Raw genomic sequence first — 16,697 nt, 5'->3', positions numbered from 1 at the left:
ACCATCATGAGCACCAGCGATCCCGCCTCGTACGCCGAAGCAGCTACCCGCACCGTCACTGCCGGGGACGTCACGTACGCGTACCGCGAGCTGGGGCCCAAAGGCGGCATCCCCGTCGTCTTCTTCGTGCACCTCGCCGCAACACTGGACAACTGGGACCCCCGCATCATCGATCACATCGCGAAGGACCGGCACGTCATCACTTTCAACCAGCGGGGCGTGGGCGCCTCCACCGGAGAGGTTCCGGGCACCATCGAGGAAATGGCCGATGACGCTTACACCTTCGTCACGGCGCTGGGATTCGACAGGATCGACGCCTTCTCCTTCTCCATGGGCGGCATGATCGCCCAGGACCTCGCCCTCAAGCACCCCGGTTTGGTCCGCAAGCTCGTGCTGACCGGAACCGGACCGCGGGGCGGCAAGGGCATGGACAAGGTGGTGGCCATTACCTACTGGGACATTCTCCGCGCCGCCGTGACGCGGTCCGACCCCAAGGAGTTCCTGTTCTTTAACCGAAACGCCACGGGCAAGCCGGCAGCAAAAGCATTCATCAGGCGCCTCCAGGAGCGCACCAAAGACCGCGATCAGGCCATCAGCACCAAAGCCTTCCAGACGCAGCTGAAGGCGATCCAGCGGTTTGGCCGGGCTGTTCCCTCGGACCTGTCGAAGCTCACCGTCCCCACCCTCATCGCTAATGGCGACCATGACCGCATGGTGCCGTCAGTCCTCTCGGAGGATCTGCACCGGCGGATCAAAGGATCCGAACTGGTGATCTACCCCGACTCCGGCCACGGCGGCATCTTTCAGTACCATGCCCAGTTCGGACCCGTGGCAGCTGCCTTTCTTGGGACAGCAGATACGCCGCTCGACTGAGTCCGGAGCAATAGGGGACGCTATACTCATAACTGAGTACGGTCAGTTAATCCCGGAGGAACCACTATGTCTGTTGCGTCCCAGCCGCTCGGACGGCGCGAGCGGAACAAGCAGCAAAAACTTGACCGCATCACGGCCGCCGCCAGCGAGTTGTTCGCCGAACATGGGGTAGAGGACGTCACAACGCAGCAGATCGCCGACAAAGCCGACATTGGCACCGGGACGTTGTTCCTCTACGCCAAAACCAAGGGCGAGCTTCTCCTGCTCGTGCAGAACGCCCATTACGCCGAGGCCCTTGAGCGCGGCAGGGCCGATGCTGAATCCACCCCGGAGGCACTGGACGCAGTAATGGCCATCGTGCGGCCGATCGTGGAATGCAACCGCGTCCAGGTGGGCAACGGGCGGATCTACCTCCGCGAGATGGTGTTCGGCAACCCCTCCGAGCCGCACCACGGCCAGGCTCTGTCCATCGTGGCCCAAACCGAGGAAGCCATCGCCGCCGTCCTGACCAAGCACCATGTGGTCAGTGACGGCGACGCCGCAAAACTGGCGCATATCGTCAGCGCGGTCATGTTCCTCGGCATGGCGGCCAGCGTAAACGCTGGTCTGAGCGTAGCCGAGATTGTCCAGGACATCCGCGGCCACGTCAGCCTGCTGATTCGGCGCTAAGTGCGGGCCGCTGCCTGTTGTCTGCTGGAGCAGGAGGCCGTGAACTACGCCCGGCTGGACCGGATGCTCGGAGAAATGCCGGAGCCAGTCCTTCTTTCCGAGGTGGGCCCATGGACGGCCCGCTCAGGGGATTTGGCAATACCGGGAAGGTGCCGGCGGCCGGCCGGTACACCGTCACCGCGGCCTCTGTTGGGGCTTCCGGAGCGAAGGTGTCTGTGGGGCAGGAGCACCCCGGCGCCCCCTTCCGTCCGGTGGAGCTTGCGCTGGATTGCGCCGGCGCCACGTCGCAGGTCATTGCACTTGAGCAGGGGTACGTGTTCGCGCACCTGTCCCTGCCTGGCCCGGGCGACACGCCGTGGACAGGTGCGGTTGGCGGTGTCCGTGTAGGCGCTGCCCCTATCGAGTGACAGTCAGGGGTTCGGTCCTGGCAGCGCAGGAGGCCCGCTGCATGCCTGACGGGTGCGCCACCCGGTTGTTCCTGCCCGTATCGTCGCACCAGTCCAGGTCATAGGGAACAGCTTCAACCGACGCCTCCCCCGAAGTCGCCTGCTGCGGGAGGACAAACCGGAAAGTGAATCCGCCGGCATCGTTCATCGGGGCAGTTTCCTTGATGACATCACGGCCGGCTGCATCGGTGACCCTGACCTGAATAAGGGCGCCCTGGCCGTAGCGGGGATTGCAGGGCGCGTCCTCGGCGTGAACTGTGACCATGTCGCCGGGTCTCGCAGATGAAGGGCTCACGGCATAGTCGGGCGGGAAGCATGGCGGTGCGTCCTGCCAGGAGGGTCGACAAGCCGAGGAAGCCACAACGAGAAGAACGCCAATCACCGCGACCAGGAACGCCCTTTGGCAAACCTGGGCAATCCCCTCGGCACGAAGTCCCATGGGCCAATTATCGCCAGCTTTGGTGGCAAGTAGTCCTGTCGGCTGGCAGTACTTCTTCGTCAGGCTTTTTTGCTGGAATATATTATGAGTGTGATCAGTTATGAGTAGAATCAGTGACAATCCTTCGCACCGATCAGCGGCGCACCGTCCAACAAGAAAGAACTGTGAAATGCCTTCACTCACTGGAGCAGTCGTCCTCGTCACCGGAGCAAATGGCGGTATCGGAACCAATTTCGTCCACCACGCGCTCGCCCGCGGCGCCAGCAAGGTCTACGCCACCGCCCGCAACCCACGGACTTGGGATGACGAGCGCGTTGTGCCCCTCACCCTGGATGTCACAGATCCCGCCTCCATCCAGGCAGCAACCGAGGCCGCTCAGGACGTCACTGTGTTGATCAACAACGCCGGGGCCTCTGTTGCCAGCGCGGGTATCCTCACCCATACCGCCGAGGAAATCCGGACCAACGTGGAGACAAACTTCCTCGGCCCGCTGTTCCTCGCCCGCGCATTCGCACCGATCTTGTCAGCGAAGGACGAGTCGGTCATTATCGACATCCACTCTGCCATGAGCTGGTACGCCGTAGGTGGCATCTACAGTGCCACCAAAGCCGCATTCTGGTCGGCCACCAACTCCTTGCGCCTGGAACTCGCCCCCGCGGGGGTCCACGTGGTGGGCGTCCACGTCGGATATGTCGACACTGCCATGGCTGCTAATGCCACCGGCCCCAAGATGGAACCGTCCGACCTCGTCCGCATGGTTCTGGATGCAGTCGAAGCCGGTGACTACGAGGTACTCGCCGACGAGACATCCGTCCAGCTCAAGGCCGGGCTCAGCGCGCCGATTGAGGCCATGTACCCACAGCTGGCTGCCAAGAACGTGTAGGGATGACTGGCCGCCGTAGCGGCGTCTCTTCCTGGCCGGCGGGCGCGCGGTCACATGCTAGGCTGCCCGGAACCCCACGCGGCTGCATGAAGGCCGCAATCAACCAGGAGGTTCGCGGTGCCGGATACTACCTGCCACATGTCAATCTCGCTGGACGGCTTTGTGGCCGGGCCGGACCAGAGCCGGGAAAACCCGCTGGGCAGGCGGGGGCTGGAGCTGCACGGCTGGCACATTGGGGACCCGCGGGCCAACGATGCCGACAAGGTCGCGAACGGGTGGCTGATGCGTCCGCGGGGAGCGTATGTGATGGGCCGGAATATGTTCGGCCCGATCCGCGGGGACTGGGACGAGGAATGGAGCGGCTGGTGGGGAGCCGAACCGCCGTACCACGCGCCGGTGTTCGTACTGACCCATCACGCGCATGATCCCATTCAGATGAACGGCGGGACGACCTTCCACTTCGTGACCGAGGGGTTCGATGCCGCCTATGCAGCAGCGTGCGAGGCTGCCGGGGACAACGGCGTAGATATCGCGGGTGGAGCCTCGACCGTCCGGCAGGCACTCATCGCCGGTGTGGTGGACGAGCTCATCCTCGACATCGCCCCGGTCCTGCTCGGGGCGGGCGAACGCATCTTCGATGGGCTGGAATCCTTCGACTTCGCACCCGCCGAGGCGCTTCACTCACCCCTGGCCACCCACATCCGCTACCGCCGGGTCAGCTGACCGTTCCGCCGGATCGGGCCCGGGGTTGCGCTGCGGAAGTGACGACTGCCATTCTGCTGTCAGCATCCCCTGAACTTTTGGGAAGGATCGGATATGACGCGGGAGATCGTTAGGTCGGCCGAGGCACCGGGTTCGCCGTTCTTTAGCCAGGGTGTGAAAGCGGGGCCGTTCGTTTTTGTTTCGGGGATGGTCGGCACCGATCCGGGCAACGGCCAGCTCGCGGGCTACAGCATTCAGGACCAGACACGCCAGGCACTTGCGAACTGTGAGGCGATCCTGGAAGCAGCGGGGGCAGACATGGGGGACGTTGTCGAGGTCGGGGTGCTCCAGCCCGCTACGTGGCCAAGCTTGGCGTCGACCTGCCGGGAGTACTCGTTTCGATCCGCATGACAGCCTTCATCAACTAGGTCCGCGGCACAGTCCATTCTGCATGCGGATAGGCAAACCCACCCTGCCGTCGGATGATTCTCGCGGCAGCAGCCTGATTCCCAATGTACGAGCCGGTTCCGTTGCCGCAGGCAAATATCACCCCTGCTCTGGACTCTTTGGCCGGGCCCAACCAGACTGTCTACAACAGCTGGCCCGGGGAGCCGGAATTGACGCATTTTGACCTCCAACGTTGGACGGCTGGGTTTATCGGAGCCTTACGCGATGCCTGTTCCACTCGTTGAAAGGATTTGGTCATGCCGGACTTCTCAGCCTTCTTTCCGCTTCTTGCCACGATTCTGGGGGTGCTGTTCGCCATCGCCGTTATTTGGGTGGCGACAAAGCTGATGTGGAAGGTGGCTGAACCCAACGAAGCGCTGATCATTTCCGGGCTGACCCGCGGAACCCTTGAAACCCGGGCGGGGATGGATTTCAAGATTGTCACGGGGAAGGGGGCGCTCGTCCTTCCGGGCCTGCAGACGGTGCGGGCCTTGTCGCTCACACTTAATGAAACTGAGCTAAAGGTTTCCTGTGTTACCTCCCAGGGCATCCAGGTGATCGTAGAGGGCGTGGTCATCTACAAGATCGGCGACGCTCCACCGTTTATCGCCAATGCGGCACGGCGGTTCCTTGGCCAGCAGCCCAAGATGGAAAGCCAGGTGTACAACGTGTTTGAGGGCCACCTGCGCTCCATCATCGGCAGCATGACCATGGAGGAGATCATCCGCGAACGGGACAAGCTCGGTTCCCAGGTCCGGAGCGCCAGCGGTGTCGAGATGGAAAAACTTGGGCTTGTGGTGGATTCGCTGCAGATCAAGGACCTGCAGGATCCCACGGGATACATCGAGAACATCGCAAAGCCGCATATCGCCCAGGTGAAGATGGAGGCACGCATCGCCGAAGCCACCCGCAACCGTGAGGCGGCAGAGAAGGAAGCAGAGGCGGCGGCCCTGATCGCGGACGCGCAAAGTGTTTCAGCCATCAGACAGTCGGTAGCGCAGGCGAACGCCGAGCGTGCCAAGGCGAATGCCGCCCAGGCCGGGCCGCTGGCCGATGCCACCGCGAGGCAACAGGTGGTGGTCCAGGAAACCGAAGTGGCCAAGCTCGAAGCGGACCGGGAAGAGCAGAAGCTCCAGACGATCGTCAGGAAACCTGCCGATGCAAGAGCCTATGCCACACGAACCGAAGCGGAGGGCAAGAAGGCGGCGGACATCAGCGCCGCGGAGGCACTGGCACGCCGTACCGAGCTTGAAGCCCAGGCCAACGCCCGCCGGACGGAACTTTTGGCCCAGGCAAACGCCACCGCAGCGGCTGCCACCGCCGGGGCCACAAAGGTCACCGGTGAAGCGGAAGCCGCGGCAACCAAGGCCAAAGGTGATGCTGCGGCTTCCGCCATCAAGGCAAAGGCACTGGCCGAGGCGGACGGCATCAAAGCGCGGGCTGAGGCCCTGGGGACCAACCAGGACGCCGTGATTTCGCAGCAGCTCGCCGAGAACATGCCGGCTATCATCGCCGCAGCGGCCGAGCCGTTCTCCCACGTGGGCCAGATGACCGTCCTGAACGGCGGCGACGGTGTCAACAAGATGCTCGGCGGGATCCTGGCACAGGCGGGCGACTACCTTCCCGCCCTTGCCTCCGCCCTCAAGAACGGCAAGGACCCCAAGCGGACGCCCCCGGCTCCCGGCGCCTAGGGACACCGGATGCACCGCGAGGTTGACCGGAGCCTGACCGGAAAGGTCGGGCGGGTAACCGGGCGCATCGGGCCCGGCACCATTGGCGAAGTAATGCTGCCGTACCTCGGCGGCACCATGGCTTTCCATGCCCACCCCTTCGACAAGACGAGCCTCTTCGCCGTGGGTGATGAGGTGCTGGTGATCTATTTCGAGCCCCCGCAGACCGTGTACGTGGATGAACTGCCTGACGTGCTAAGGCACTGGGAATGAGTGCCAGCAGGTTCCGCGAACGGAGCAAGTTGGCGTGATATCAGGCGGACCTGTTCAGGGTCGGCGCCTGATCGTTCTCGCGGTCTTCCAAGGCTCCCGTCGCTGCAGCTGTGAGGCTGTTGGCGATGTGAACCCTGGCAAGTTCTGCTGCGCCCGCCCCATCCTGGGCAACGATGAGTTCAAGGATCTGGTGGTGCTGGTTCAGGTCAATCGTTCGGGGCTCATCACCCGAAGGCAGTTCGAGTCCGATACGCCGGTAGCGGTCGGATTTGTCCCACAGGTCATCAAGAAGCTTGATCATCGTGGTGTTGTGGGACGCGCTGTAGACGGCGCGGTGGAAGTCGCGGTGGGCCGTGATGGCGTCCTCGCCCCAGACCCGGGTGACCGGCAGCAGCTTTTCCGCCGCTATCCGGATGGCTTCAATGTCAGCGCCGGTCCGGCGGTACGCGGCCAGTTCGGTCGCTGACGGTTCCAGCGACAGGCGGACCTCCAGCAGTTCCCGGGCCTCGGCAGCGCTCATGTCAGCCACGCGGGAGTCGCGGTGTGTGTCCATGATGATCAGGCCCTCACTGGAGAGCCGGCGGATCGCTTCACGCAGGGGGGTGATGCTCATCTGCATATTGTCAGCGAGTTCGTACTGGGAGATGCGTGACCCCGGGGCCAGGCTCCCGGACAGGATCAGTTGGCGAAGTTCGCTGTACGCCAGACTGCCTTTACTCGAAAAGACGTTCGTGGTGTCCATAGCTGCTCCGCTTCTCTCTTGGGGAAGTGGCACCCCAGCTTCCTCGTCTGAACATCTTATAAGAAATCCACCGCAATAGCTTGTGCTGCCCGTCACTGATCCCCTACGCTTGAGCCCAAGGTCTTATAAGATATTCGCTCAAGCGCCACACCTCCCCCTTTCAAAGGAGCAGCGTTTAGCGCCAGTCTTATAAGAAATAAGATCCTAGTGAAGAGAGATTCAAAGATGAAAATCGTTTCCGCCCACGTAGGCACCATTCCCATCAGTTCGTCGATCCGCAACGCCTTTATCGATTTCACCAAGATGGACTGCACGATCATCGCGCTGGTCAGCGATGTTTTTGTCGACGGCAAGCCCTTGGTCGGCTACGGCTTCAACTCCAACGGCCGCTACAACGCGACTGCCATCCTGGAAGAGCGCATTCTCCCCCGCCTGCTCGACGCACCGTCGGAGGACCTTCTCGATGACGACGGCGGCCTCTCGCCGGAGAAGGCGTGGGACCTGATGATGTCCAACGAAAAGCCCGGCGGCCACGGCGAACGTTCCGTCGCCGTCGGCGTTGCCGACATGGCACTGCACGACCTGGCTGCGAAGATCGCCGGCGTCCCGCTGTACCGCTGGATCTCGGATCACTACGGTGACGGCAACCCGGACAAGGACGTCTTCGTCTACGCTGCCGGCGGCTACTACGCACCGGGCAAGAGCCTCGAGGACCTGCAGAACGAAATGCGCGGCTTCCTGGCCAAGGGCTACAACGTGGTCAAGATGAAGATCGGCGGCGCCGACCTGGCCGAAGACCTCCGCCGCATCGAAGCCGTGATCGAGGTCCTCGACGGCGATGCCTCCCGCCTGATGGTGGACGTCAACGGCAAGTTCGACCTCGAAACAGCCCTTGAATACGGCAAGGCCATCGACCAGTACGGGCTGTTCTGGTACGAGGAAGTCGGCGACCCGCTGGACTACGCCCTGAACGCCACCCTCTCCGAGCACTACAGGAACCCGATCGCCACCGGAGAGAACCTGTTCTCCCTCCAGGACGCCCGGAACCTGATCCGTTACGGCGGGATGCGCCCGGACCGCGACTTCATCCAGGTCGACCCAGCCCTCAGCTACGGGCTGACCGAATACCGCCGGATCCAGGACATGCTCGCCCAGCACGGCTGGTCTTCCCGCCGCTGCATCCCGCACGGCGGACATCAGTTCTCCCTGCACATCGCCGCCGCCCTCAAACTCGGAGGCAACGAATCCTACCCTGGCGAGTTCCAGCCCACCGGCGGCTTCACCGACGACGCTGTCATCGTCAACAGCCGTGTAGCCCCCGGTGACCTTCCGGGTATCGGTCTGGAAGGTAAGGCCGAGTTCTACAAGGTCCTTCGCGGGCTGCACGAGTAAGAGCTGCTGTTCGTGCCCGGTCCCGGGCAGCACCACTGCCCGGGACCGCCCCCTTCTTCCCACCCCAAGTCTGACGTGCAAAGGAGCACCCTAGATGTCGTCCCACACTGTTAAGAACCCGCAGCATTCCTCCCCGGCGCGGCAGCGCTCCAGGTTCGGGCGCCTGCTGCGCGAACTCTGGTTCCAAGTTGTCCTGGGCGCCGTCCTGGGCATCGCCGTCGGCTTCCTCCTGCCCTCCGTCGGCAAGCAGCTCACACCCCTCAGTGACTGGTTCATCGCCCTGGTGAAAATGATCGTCATCCCCGTGGTGTTCTGCGTCGTTTCCCTGGGAATCGCATCCATGGACAGCCTGCGCAAAGCCGGCCGCATCGGAGTGAAGGCGCTGGCCTACTTCATCGTCCTGTCACTGGTATCCATGCTCATCGGGCTTGTCGTCGCCAACGTCTTCAAACCGGGCGCGGGCATGAACATCGACCCGGACAAGCTGGACGCCAGCAAGGTCCCCGCTGCCGCCGGCAAGGGTTTTGACGGCCTCGAATTCGTCAACGCCATCATCCCCGAATCGCTGTTCGGTGCGCTGACCGGCCACACCATCATCGCCGCCCTCATGGTCTCCATCCTGTTTGGCGCCGCGATGAACGTCTCCGGAGAATCCGGCAAATTCCTCACCAAAGGCATCCAGGCCCTCTCCGTGGTGATCTTCAAGATCGTCGGCTGGGTCATGCGCCTCGCCCCGATCGGCACCTTCGGCGCCCTGGCCGCCGTCGTGGCAAACTACGGCACCCAAAGCCTGCAGCAACTGGGCATCCTCGTCCTGCTGTTCACCGCCACCTGCATCGTCTACGTCCTTGTCATCCTCGGCACGATCGCCCGCGCCTGCGGAATGAACATTTTCACCGTCATGCGCTACTTCAAGGCCGAGCTCCTGATCGCCCTGAGCACCTGCTCCAGCGAGGCCGTCCTGCCGCAGCTGATCAAGAAACTCGAAAACATGGGCGTCGGCAAGTCCACCGTCGGCATCGTCATCCCCTCGGGGTTCTCCTTCAACCTCGACGGATCCGCCGTCTACCTCACCATGGCCTCAGTGTTCCTGGCCCAGGCCGTCGGCATGGACCTCTCCTGGGAACAGCAACTGGTCATGGTCGGCGTGATGATGCTCACCAGCAAGGGCACCGCCGGTATCGCCGGCGGCGCGTTCATCGTCCTGGCCAGCACCCTCAGCTCCGTCGGCGGCATCCCGCTCGCAGCCCTCGCCCTCATCGTCGGCATCGACCGCCTCCTGAACGAAGGCCGGGTGTTCATCAACGTCCTCGGAAACGCAATGGCCGCCGTCGTCATCGGTAAATGGGAGAAAGACTTCGACCCCGAGCAGGCCCGAAAGGCCCTGCACGCCTCCGGACAGAAGAAGAACCAGCTCCAGGCGAAAACGCCTGAGCCCGTCGAAGCCGATACTGTCGACGCCCACTAAACGATGTCAGGGCCGCCGTGCGCCCGCGGCGGCCCTGACCCGTGCTCACCTCATACGGCAGCCTCCCCCGCCACACCATCGACGAGGAACACCATGGCCCTTCGCATACTGATCACCACCGATTACCTCCATCCTGGGGATGCCGTCGACCAACTGCTGCGCGATCATGGTTTGGAACCCGTCTACTCGCCATTTCAAGGCCCACGGCCCTATGAGGAACGCCGCGCACTGTTCGACGGCGTCTCCGGCGCCATCCTCGCCAGCGAGCCGGTCACCACCGAAATGCTCTCGCAGGCCGCGTCGCTCAAAGTCATCGCCCGCAGCGGGGTCGGGTACGACTCCATCGACATCCAGGCCGCGGCCGCACAAGGAATCAGGGTCTGCAACGCTCCCGGGACCAACCACCACTCAGTCGCCGAACTCACCATCGGGCTGATCATCATGGCGGCGCGCCGCCTATCCGAGGTCACCACCGCCGTCCGCCAGGGAGACTGGCCCCGCGAAGCCGGCCATGAACTGCGCGGCTCCACCCTCGGCATCATCGGCTACGGCCCGAGCGGGCGCGCTACCGCAAACCTGGGTGTCGCACTGGGCATGAATGTCCTGGCCAGCACCCGCCACCCCGACCCCGACAACACCGCAATACAGTTCACCGGTCTCGACACCGTCATCCGCAAAGCTGACTACCTCTCCCTGCACACGCGGGCAGGCCAGCACACCGGCCCTCTCATCGACGCGCCCCGGCTGGAAGCGATGAAGCCCACCGCCGTCCTCGTTAACACGGCCCGCGGCTCACTCGTGGATGAAGACGCCTTGGCTAAAGCACTCCACGACGGCACCATCGGCGGGGCTGCGCTGGACGTGCTCGAGAGGGAACCCTTACCCGGCGACAGCCCCCTTCGAGGCCTGGACAACGTGCTCATCACCTCCCACCTCGCCGGGCAAACGATCGAGGCACGGACCCGTGCCGGCCTGGCAGCGGCCCAGGCCGTCATCGACGTCCTCGAAAACCGCGAACCGGCACACCCGGTCGACCGCTGACCAGAAAACCGCGAACAGATAAAGAAGGATCCCTGATGTCGAAAGCCCACCGCATCGCAGTCATTCCCGGCGACGGAATCGGCACCGAAGTGGTGCCCGAAGGACTGCGCGTCCTGGACGCCGCAGCCTCAGCCTTTGGCCTCAACCTCGAATACGAGCACTTCGACTACGCCTCCGCGGACTACTACACCCGGCACGGCAAAATGCTCCCCGACGGATGGTTCGACCAGTTAAACCAGTTCGACTCCATCTTCTTCGGCGCCGTCGGGTGGCCTGATGTAGTCCCCGTCCACATCTCGCTGTGGGGAAGCCTCCTGCAATTCCGCCGTCACTTTGACCAGTACGTCAGCCTCCGCCCCGTCAAACTCCTCCCCGGCGTGCCCAGCCCCCTGGCCGGCCGCGTCCCGGGCGACGTCGACTTCTACGTCGTGCGCGAAAACACCGAAGGCGAATACTCCAGCATCGGCGGGAAAATCTTCGAAGGCACCGACCGGGAAACCGTGGTCCAGGAAACCGTCATGACCCGCACCGGCGTGGACCGCATCCTCAAATACGCCTTCGACCTGGCGCAAAGCCGTCCCAAGAAGCACCTGACCTCAGCCACCAAGAGCAACGGCATCTCCATCACCATGCCCTACTGGGACGAACGCGTGCAGGCCATGTCCGCTGCCTACCCCGAGGTCGATGTGGACAAGTACCACATCGATATCCTCGCGGCGAACTTCGTTATGCACCCGGACTGGTTCGACGTCGTCGTGGCCAGCAACCTCTTCGGTGACATCCTCTCCGACCTCGGACCGGCATGCACCGGAACCATCGGCATCGCCCCCAGCGGCAACATCAACCCCGAACGAAAATTCCCCAGCCTTTTCGAACCGGTCCACGGCTCCGCCCCCGACATCGCCGGCAAAGGCATCGCCAACCCCGTCGGGCAAATCTGGTGCGCGGCGATGTTGCTGGATCACCTGGGCGAAGCCGAAGCAGCCGGCGCCATCACCACCGCGATGGAAAACGTGCTCGCCCGCGGACCCGAAACCCTAACACCCGACATGGGCGGCAACGCCACCACCGAAGAACTGGGCAAAGCAGTGGCCTCGGCGCTTACCGCACCGTGAGCGTGCCTGTCACCGCAGCGTACTCCGTGGCCTGGTCACGAACTTGTTGAATGTAGGCCTCGGATTGGTTGTAGGCATAGATGGCGGCGGTCCACCCTTCCGCGGTTGTGAGATCACGGCCGCGGGCACACAGATAGGTCGCCGCGCTGAGGGCCGCATCGTCAATATTGAAAGGATCCGCCGCTCCATCCCCGTTCCCATCCCGCCCTACGAGCTGCCAGGTGGAAGGAATGAACTGCATCGGCCCCACGGCTCGGTCCCAGCGCTCATCCCCGTCCAGGGCTCCCCCGTCCGTGTCTGCGATCGCGGCGAATCCGGCACCGTCAAGGACCGGACCCAGTACGGGACGGCTCACCTGCCCCGAATCGGTCAGGCTGCCGCCGCCGTGCGACCCATGTGCTGTCTCAACGAAACCAACGGCCGCCAGAGTGTTCCAACCGATCCCGCACGTCGGAGCAGCAGCATCTACTGTCTCCGCCGCGGCAACGTACGCGCGCAGCGCACGTTCAGGGACCCCGGTCTGCCCTGCCGCCCGAACAGCCCAATCGGCATCCGGGTTTCTTGTGACGTTCACGGCCGTGGTCATGCCAGAGGAAAGCATCTCGAGCTCAACGCCGGCCCGCGGTGGTGGAGAAATGACATGACGGGTGTCCGCGCCACGCTGCCCAAGCACCCAGAACAACGCGGAGATAGCAACACAAACCGCAAACAGGACAAGGGCCACGAGGCGTCTGAGACCAAGCACCGACTAATCAAACCATCCCGGGCTGCCCGTCGTTGACACGAGGTTCAGCCGCACCTCGTTTCACGCCTACACCGTGACTGTCGACATTGACTCCTTGCGGCCTGGCAAATCATTTCGAGCAGAAGTCACGCTGCCTGATGTATAGACTCCGACAACCCGGATGCACCGCTGCTTGTCATTCTGATAGGCCTCCGGATCGCCGAGCGTCCGAAAACCGTAGACAACTGACGCTATTGCCTCCTACCGTCAAAGGGCCTGCAGGCGTAGCGTCTTTTGCATTGGAGTAAGGCAGCGATCGACGGCGGGCCAGAGTCGGACAGCCTCGCCACCTTTCCTGCGCGGCTAAAGGAGACCGGGATGGCTGGATGGAATGCTGACACGGCTGCCGGGCCGGTGGGGGCCGGGACGGTCACTTTGGTGGAGGGGCCTTCCTTCTGCATTTCGTCGGCAAATGGAGACATCCACCCGGAACATCCGCACGGCGTTTTCCATGAGGACACCCGCATCCTGTCGCGCTGGAACCTGGCGGTCAACGGGCAGGTCCTGGAGCCGTTGACTGCCTCAACGCAGGAACCCTACCGGGCCTTGTTCATTAGCCGTGTTCCCCGTTCCGACGGGTACGCGGACAGCCCCATGATTGTGGAAAGACTGAGGGAGGTCGGCGCCGGCATCCGTGAGGAGATCACCATCCGGAACTACTCCTCGGAGGCCGCTGACTGCAGAGTCTCGCTCACCGTTGAATCGGACTTCGCGGATCTTTTTGAAGTGAAAGAGGCGCGCGTCGAACGGCACTGGACACAATCCCGCCGCCCGGAGGGCGAGTCCCTGACCATCAGGGGCGCGTGGCAGGACGTCCGGAAGGCCGTCGTCGTCGACGCCGCCGGGGCCGATGTCACCACCGAGGGTGTGACGTACCGGGCGGTCATCCCACCGCACGGACAGTGGACCGCCCTTTTGACAGTGGTGCCCACCACGAACGGCGCGCGACCGGCGTCGTTCGTCCGTCCGCTGAGCGGTGAGCTATCCCCGAGCGACCGCCGCCGCCAGGAATGGGTGGCAAAGATTCCGAAGCTGCATATCGGAAACCGCTCCATCGAGCGGACCCTCCGGCGCAGTTACGATGACCTGGGCGCGCTCCGCATCGAGGATCCCGCCCATCCGGAGCGGATTGTCGTGGCCGCCGGAGCGCCGTGGTTCATGACCCTTTTCGGCCGGGACTCGCTGTGGGCATCCGAAATGGCGCTGCCCGTGGACCCTTCCCTGGCACTTGGCACGCTGCAGACGCTGGCCGACCGCCAAGGCACCGTGGTGGATCCCATGAGCGAGGAGGAACCCGGGAAGATCCTGCACGAAGTCAGGCTCGGCGTGTCCGGCGGGCTGGCATTGGGTGGAAAATCCGCCTACTACGGCAGCGTCGACGCCACTCCACAATTCGTGATGGCCGTAGCCTCGGTCAGCCGTTGGGGCTTTGCCAAGGACACCATCGCCGCGCTGCTTCCCCACGCCGACCGCGCGCTCGAGTGGATCAGGACATATGGCGACAAGGACGGCGACGGGTTCGTCGAATACAAGCGCCTCAACGATTCCGGCCTCATCAACCAAGGCTGGAAGGACTCCTGGGACGGCATCAACTTCGCGGACGGCCGGCTCGCCGAACCCCCTATCGCCCTCTGCGAAGCCCAGGCACTGGCCTACAGCGCATTTTTGTCCCGGGCGTGGATGGCGTTCGACGCCGGGGACGAGGCCTTGGCAGCCCAGCTCACGGGTGAAGCAGCCGAGTTGAAGAAGAGGTTCAACGAAGAGTTCTGGATGCCTGAGCGCGGCTACTTCGCCGTCGCGCTCGACGGCGAAAAGCGGCAGGTCGACGCGTGCGCGTCGAACATGGGGCAGTGCCTGTGGCACGGCATCGTGGACGAGGACAAGGTACCGCAGGTAGCGGAACGGCTGATGTCCCCCGAGATGTTCAGCGGCTGGGGCGTTCGAACCCTCGCCAGCGACATGGGCGCCTACAATCCCGCCAGCTACCATAACGGCTCGGTCTGGCCGCACGACAACGCCATCATTGCCGCCGGACTCATGCGCTACGGCTTCGTGGATGAGGCGCAGCGGATCGCCACCGCCCTGTTCGAGGCGGCGGACTACACCGATGGCCGCCTCCCCGAACTCTTCTGCGGGTTCAGCCGTGACCAGGTCGCCGAGCCCGTGCCCTATCCCACGGCATGCTCGCCACAGGCCTGGGCAGCCACCACCCCGATCATGCTGGTGACGAGCCTGATGCGGTACGACGCCCATATCTCCCGTGGCGGCCTCTGGATGGATCCGGCACTTCCCGAATCGTACGGCGACGTCCACATCACCAACGCGCCTATGGCCGGAAGTCGGATCACCATTGATATCAAGGGCTCCGAACCCTCCGTGCAGGGGCTGCCCGAAGGCGTATCATTCCATCGTGACCACCGCCCCTGGCTGACGGAGCTCATCAAACAGGCCGGGCTGTAAAGGTCACAAGCCGCCTTTGGACGCTGCAGGCGCCCGGCCAAGTAACGACGACGGCGGCCCAGCCGTGGTGCCGACGTCACCAAACGCGCGCGCACGTAGGAAGCCCAGCTATGGCGCCGCTGTCCCCTGTCCGACGGCGGGACCTCCGGTTCCGACTCCACGTAGACTCGCCTTCAGGACTGGGAACTTGGGGGATCAATGATTGACAGCAGGCACACGTGTGCGATGTGCGGGCGGGCTACGTCTGCGCATGACAGGGACGTCCGCTTCCGGCTTCCGGACCCGGTCCTGAATAGCCCCGACCAACACCGCGCCGAGGACAGCTGGCTGAGCGAGCCGGACCCCAACAAGGCCACACTTATGCAGATTCCATACATCAGCCCGTTTGTCCGAGCCCTGCTCCCCGTCAAGCTCGAGGGCGGGCACGAGCTGCGCTTCGGTGTCTGGATCGCGATTCACCCCGATGACCTCCAGCATGCTTGCAGGGTGTGGAATGCGCCCGAGTACACCGACTTGAAGCTGACCGGCTACCTTGCGAACAAGATCCAGCCCTGGGGCCTCTACAAGGTCCCCGTGGACCTCGCCGTTCTAAACCCGGACCACACCCCCTACTGCATCTCCAGCCCGGATCAGGAGCTTAACGACGTGCTCACCAAAGAGTGGCCGCACGACATCCTCGCTTCCCTGCCATGAGACCTTGAAGCTAGGTGGTTCGAGTCCACGCCATGGATTCACGCAGGCGGGGCCGCACGGTGGGGCTGATGATCACGTTTTGGGCCTGGGGCACCGCCGCTGATCTGACCTGCTGAGTCTCGACCACGCGGGGGTCTTCCAGGTGGCAGCCTTTGCCAAGGCACTCGGGAGCTTGCCAGTTCGATCGTAAGCGTGCTTATGATGGGGGCAGTCGGATGGGGATGCGGCTGCGAGGGGAATCGAAAAGGGTGCGCTCAGCGAACGGGGCGCACCTTTTTCGTGCCCTCAGGCATTTCCACGAACATTGGTTTCTGCTGGTGCAGCAAATTCCGGCTCTAATGATGCGGAGTTGCGTCCGGGAATCGAAGTGGCACCGTCCTAGACTTTCCGCATGCACCCCTTAGTCGCAATCGGCCTGGTGTTCCTCGCCGCGATTGCCTGGACGGTCACCATCCTGACCATGCTGATTGTTCTGGTCAAAGCCCGACGCCGGCCGCCAGTCGAAGTCAGCGGCACAGTCCAGGGTGTGGAGATCAAGAGCTCCGATGAGAGGGCTGCTTAGTCATTACTGGTGCCTGGTCGGCGCAGTACGCGGCCCTG

Annotated in this window: 18 protein-coding genes; 15 read left to right on the top strand and 3 right to left on the bottom strand. The window is 63.6% G+C overall.

Features of this window, described 5'->3' with window-relative positions; translation table 11 throughout:
- The first annotated feature begins 6 nt into the window (after positions 1–6).
- From AC3A4Z_RS01640 to AC3A4Z_RS01630, 3 genes are all read left to right on the top strand, one after another.
- Positions 7–873 (top strand): alpha/beta fold hydrolase, encoded by an 867-nt coding sequence (locus tag AC3A4Z_RS01640; RefSeq protein WP_498709625.1) that lies wholly within the window; start codon positions 7–9, stop codon positions 871–873.
- A gap of 66 nt (positions 874–939) precedes the next feature.
- Positions 940–1,542: a TetR/AcrR family transcriptional regulator gene (locus AC3A4Z_RS01635; protein ID WP_498709623.1), complete on the top strand. Its 603-nt coding sequence runs from the start codon at positions 940–942 to the stop codon at positions 1,540–1,542.
- A 110-nt stretch (positions 1,543–1,652) separates the two neighbouring features.
- The gene (locus tag AC3A4Z_RS01630; protein ID WP_498709622.1) at positions 1,653–1,949 is read left to right on the top strand and encodes a hypothetical protein; all 297 of its coding nucleotides are present in this window, start codon (positions 1,653–1,655) and stop codon (positions 1,947–1,949) included.
- Here the strand turns inward: AC3A4Z_RS01630 and AC3A4Z_RS01625 are convergent.
- Entirely contained in the window at positions 1,939–2,253 is a 315-nt protein-coding gene (locus AC3A4Z_RS01625) for a hypothetical protein (RefSeq protein ID WP_498709620.1), read from the bottom strand. The two genes, AC3A4Z_RS01630 and AC3A4Z_RS01625, sit on opposite strands and share 11 nt — an antisense overlap.
- Before the next feature lie 343 nt (positions 2,254–2,596).
- On the opposite strand from AC3A4Z_RS01625, the gene AC3A4Z_RS01620 reads away from it, so the two are divergent.
- From AC3A4Z_RS01620 to AC3A4Z_RS01600, 5 genes are all read left to right on the top strand, one after another.
- A complete protein-coding gene (locus AC3A4Z_RS01620) occupies positions 2,597–3,310 on the top strand; it encodes an SDR family oxidoreductase (RefSeq protein ID WP_498709618.1) in 714 nt (237 codons plus the stop codon).
- Positions 3,311–3,448: 138 nt separating this feature from the next.
- The gene (locus AC3A4Z_RS01615; protein ID WP_498709616.1) at positions 3,449–4,033 is read left to right on the top strand and encodes a dihydrofolate reductase family protein; all 585 of its coding nucleotides are present in this window, start codon (positions 3,449–3,451) and stop codon (positions 4,031–4,033) included.
- A gap of 93 nt (positions 4,034–4,126) precedes the next feature.
- Positions 4,127–4,423, top strand: coding sequence for a RidA family protein (locus tag AC3A4Z_RS01610; RefSeq protein ID WP_498709615.1), 297 nt, complete (start codon positions 4,127–4,129; stop codon positions 4,421–4,423).
- A 293-nt stretch (positions 4,424–4,716) separates the two neighbouring features.
- On the top strand, positions 4,717–6,150 hold the full coding sequence (locus tag AC3A4Z_RS01605; protein ID WP_498709614.1) for a flotillin family protein: 1,434 nt from the start codon (positions 4,717–4,719) through the stop codon (positions 6,148–6,150).
- 9 nt (positions 6,151–6,159) lie between these two features.
- Complete coding sequence (locus tag AC3A4Z_RS01600) at positions 6,160–6,402, top strand: NfeD C-terminal domain-containing protein (protein WP_498709612.1); 243 nt, start codon at positions 6,160–6,162, stop codon at positions 6,400–6,402.
- Positions 6,403–6,442: 40 nt separating this feature from the next.
- Here the strand turns inward: AC3A4Z_RS01600 and AC3A4Z_RS01595 are convergent, their stop codons facing one another.
- A complete protein-coding gene (locus tag AC3A4Z_RS01595; RefSeq protein ID WP_498709611.1) occupies positions 6,443–7,144 on the bottom strand; it encodes a GntR family transcriptional regulator in 702 nt (233 codons plus the stop codon).
- A 225-nt stretch (positions 7,145–7,369) separates the two neighbouring features.
- Between AC3A4Z_RS01595 and AC3A4Z_RS01590 the strand changes: the two genes are divergently transcribed.
- The 4 genes from AC3A4Z_RS01590 to AC3A4Z_RS01575 all read left to right on the top strand — a co-directional run bounded on the left by AC3A4Z_RS01590 (position 7,370) and on the right by AC3A4Z_RS01575 (position 12,160).
- On the top strand, positions 7,370–8,536 hold the full coding sequence (locus AC3A4Z_RS01590) for a mandelate racemase/muconate lactonizing enzyme family protein (protein ID WP_498709610.1): 1,167 nt from the start codon (positions 7,370–7,372) through the stop codon (positions 8,534–8,536).
- A gap of 94 nt (positions 8,537–8,630) precedes the next feature.
- The gene (locus tag AC3A4Z_RS01585) at positions 8,631–10,004 is read left to right on the top strand and encodes a cation:dicarboxylate symporter family transporter (RefSeq protein WP_498709609.1); all 1,374 of its coding nucleotides are present in this window, start codon (positions 8,631–8,633) and stop codon (positions 10,002–10,004) included.
- Between the two features lie 93 nt (positions 10,005–10,097).
- On the top strand, positions 10,098–11,045 hold the full coding sequence (locus AC3A4Z_RS01580; RefSeq protein WP_498709608.1) for a phosphoglycerate dehydrogenase: 948 nt from the start codon (positions 10,098–10,100) through the stop codon (positions 11,043–11,045).
- A gap of 35 nt (positions 11,046–11,080) precedes the next feature.
- Positions 11,081–12,160 (top strand): tartrate dehydrogenase, encoded by a 1,080-nt coding sequence (locus tag AC3A4Z_RS01575; RefSeq protein ID WP_498709607.1) that lies wholly within the window; start codon positions 11,081–11,083, stop codon positions 12,158–12,160.
- Here the strand turns inward: AC3A4Z_RS01575 and AC3A4Z_RS01570 are convergent.
- Positions 12,147–12,734, bottom strand: a complete 588-nt coding sequence (locus tag AC3A4Z_RS01570; protein WP_498709605.1) for a lytic transglycosylase domain-containing protein — start codon at positions 12,732–12,734, stop codon at positions 12,147–12,149. The genes AC3A4Z_RS01575 and AC3A4Z_RS01570 overlap by 14 nt on opposite strands.
- Before the next feature lie 528 nt (positions 12,735–13,262).
- Between AC3A4Z_RS01570 and AC3A4Z_RS01565 the strand changes: the two genes are divergently transcribed.
- The 3 genes from AC3A4Z_RS01565 (at position 13,263) to AC3A4Z_RS01555 (ending at position 16,659) form a co-directional block, all read left to right on the top strand.
- Positions 13,263–15,404 (top strand): amylo-alpha-1,6-glucosidase, encoded by a 2,142-nt coding sequence (locus AC3A4Z_RS01565; protein ID WP_498709604.1) that lies wholly within the window; start codon positions 13,263–13,265, stop codon positions 15,402–15,404.
- Positions 15,405–15,602: 198 nt separating this feature from the next.
- Complete coding sequence (locus AC3A4Z_RS01560; protein WP_498709603.1) at positions 15,603–16,097, top strand: DUF2199 domain-containing protein; 495 nt, start codon at positions 15,603–15,605, stop codon at positions 16,095–16,097.
- A gap of 391 nt (positions 16,098–16,488) precedes the next feature.
- Positions 16,489–16,659, top strand: coding sequence for a hypothetical protein (locus AC3A4Z_RS01555; protein WP_498709602.1), 171 nt, complete (start codon positions 16,489–16,491; stop codon positions 16,657–16,659).
- Positions 16,660–16,697: the final 38 nt, after the last annotated feature.

This window comes from Arthrobacter sp. Soil_C_49, from assembly GCF_057656635.1.
The sequence above is the reverse complement of the archived record's forward strand: the minus strand, read 5'-3'. Positions and strand labels throughout refer to the sequence as shown.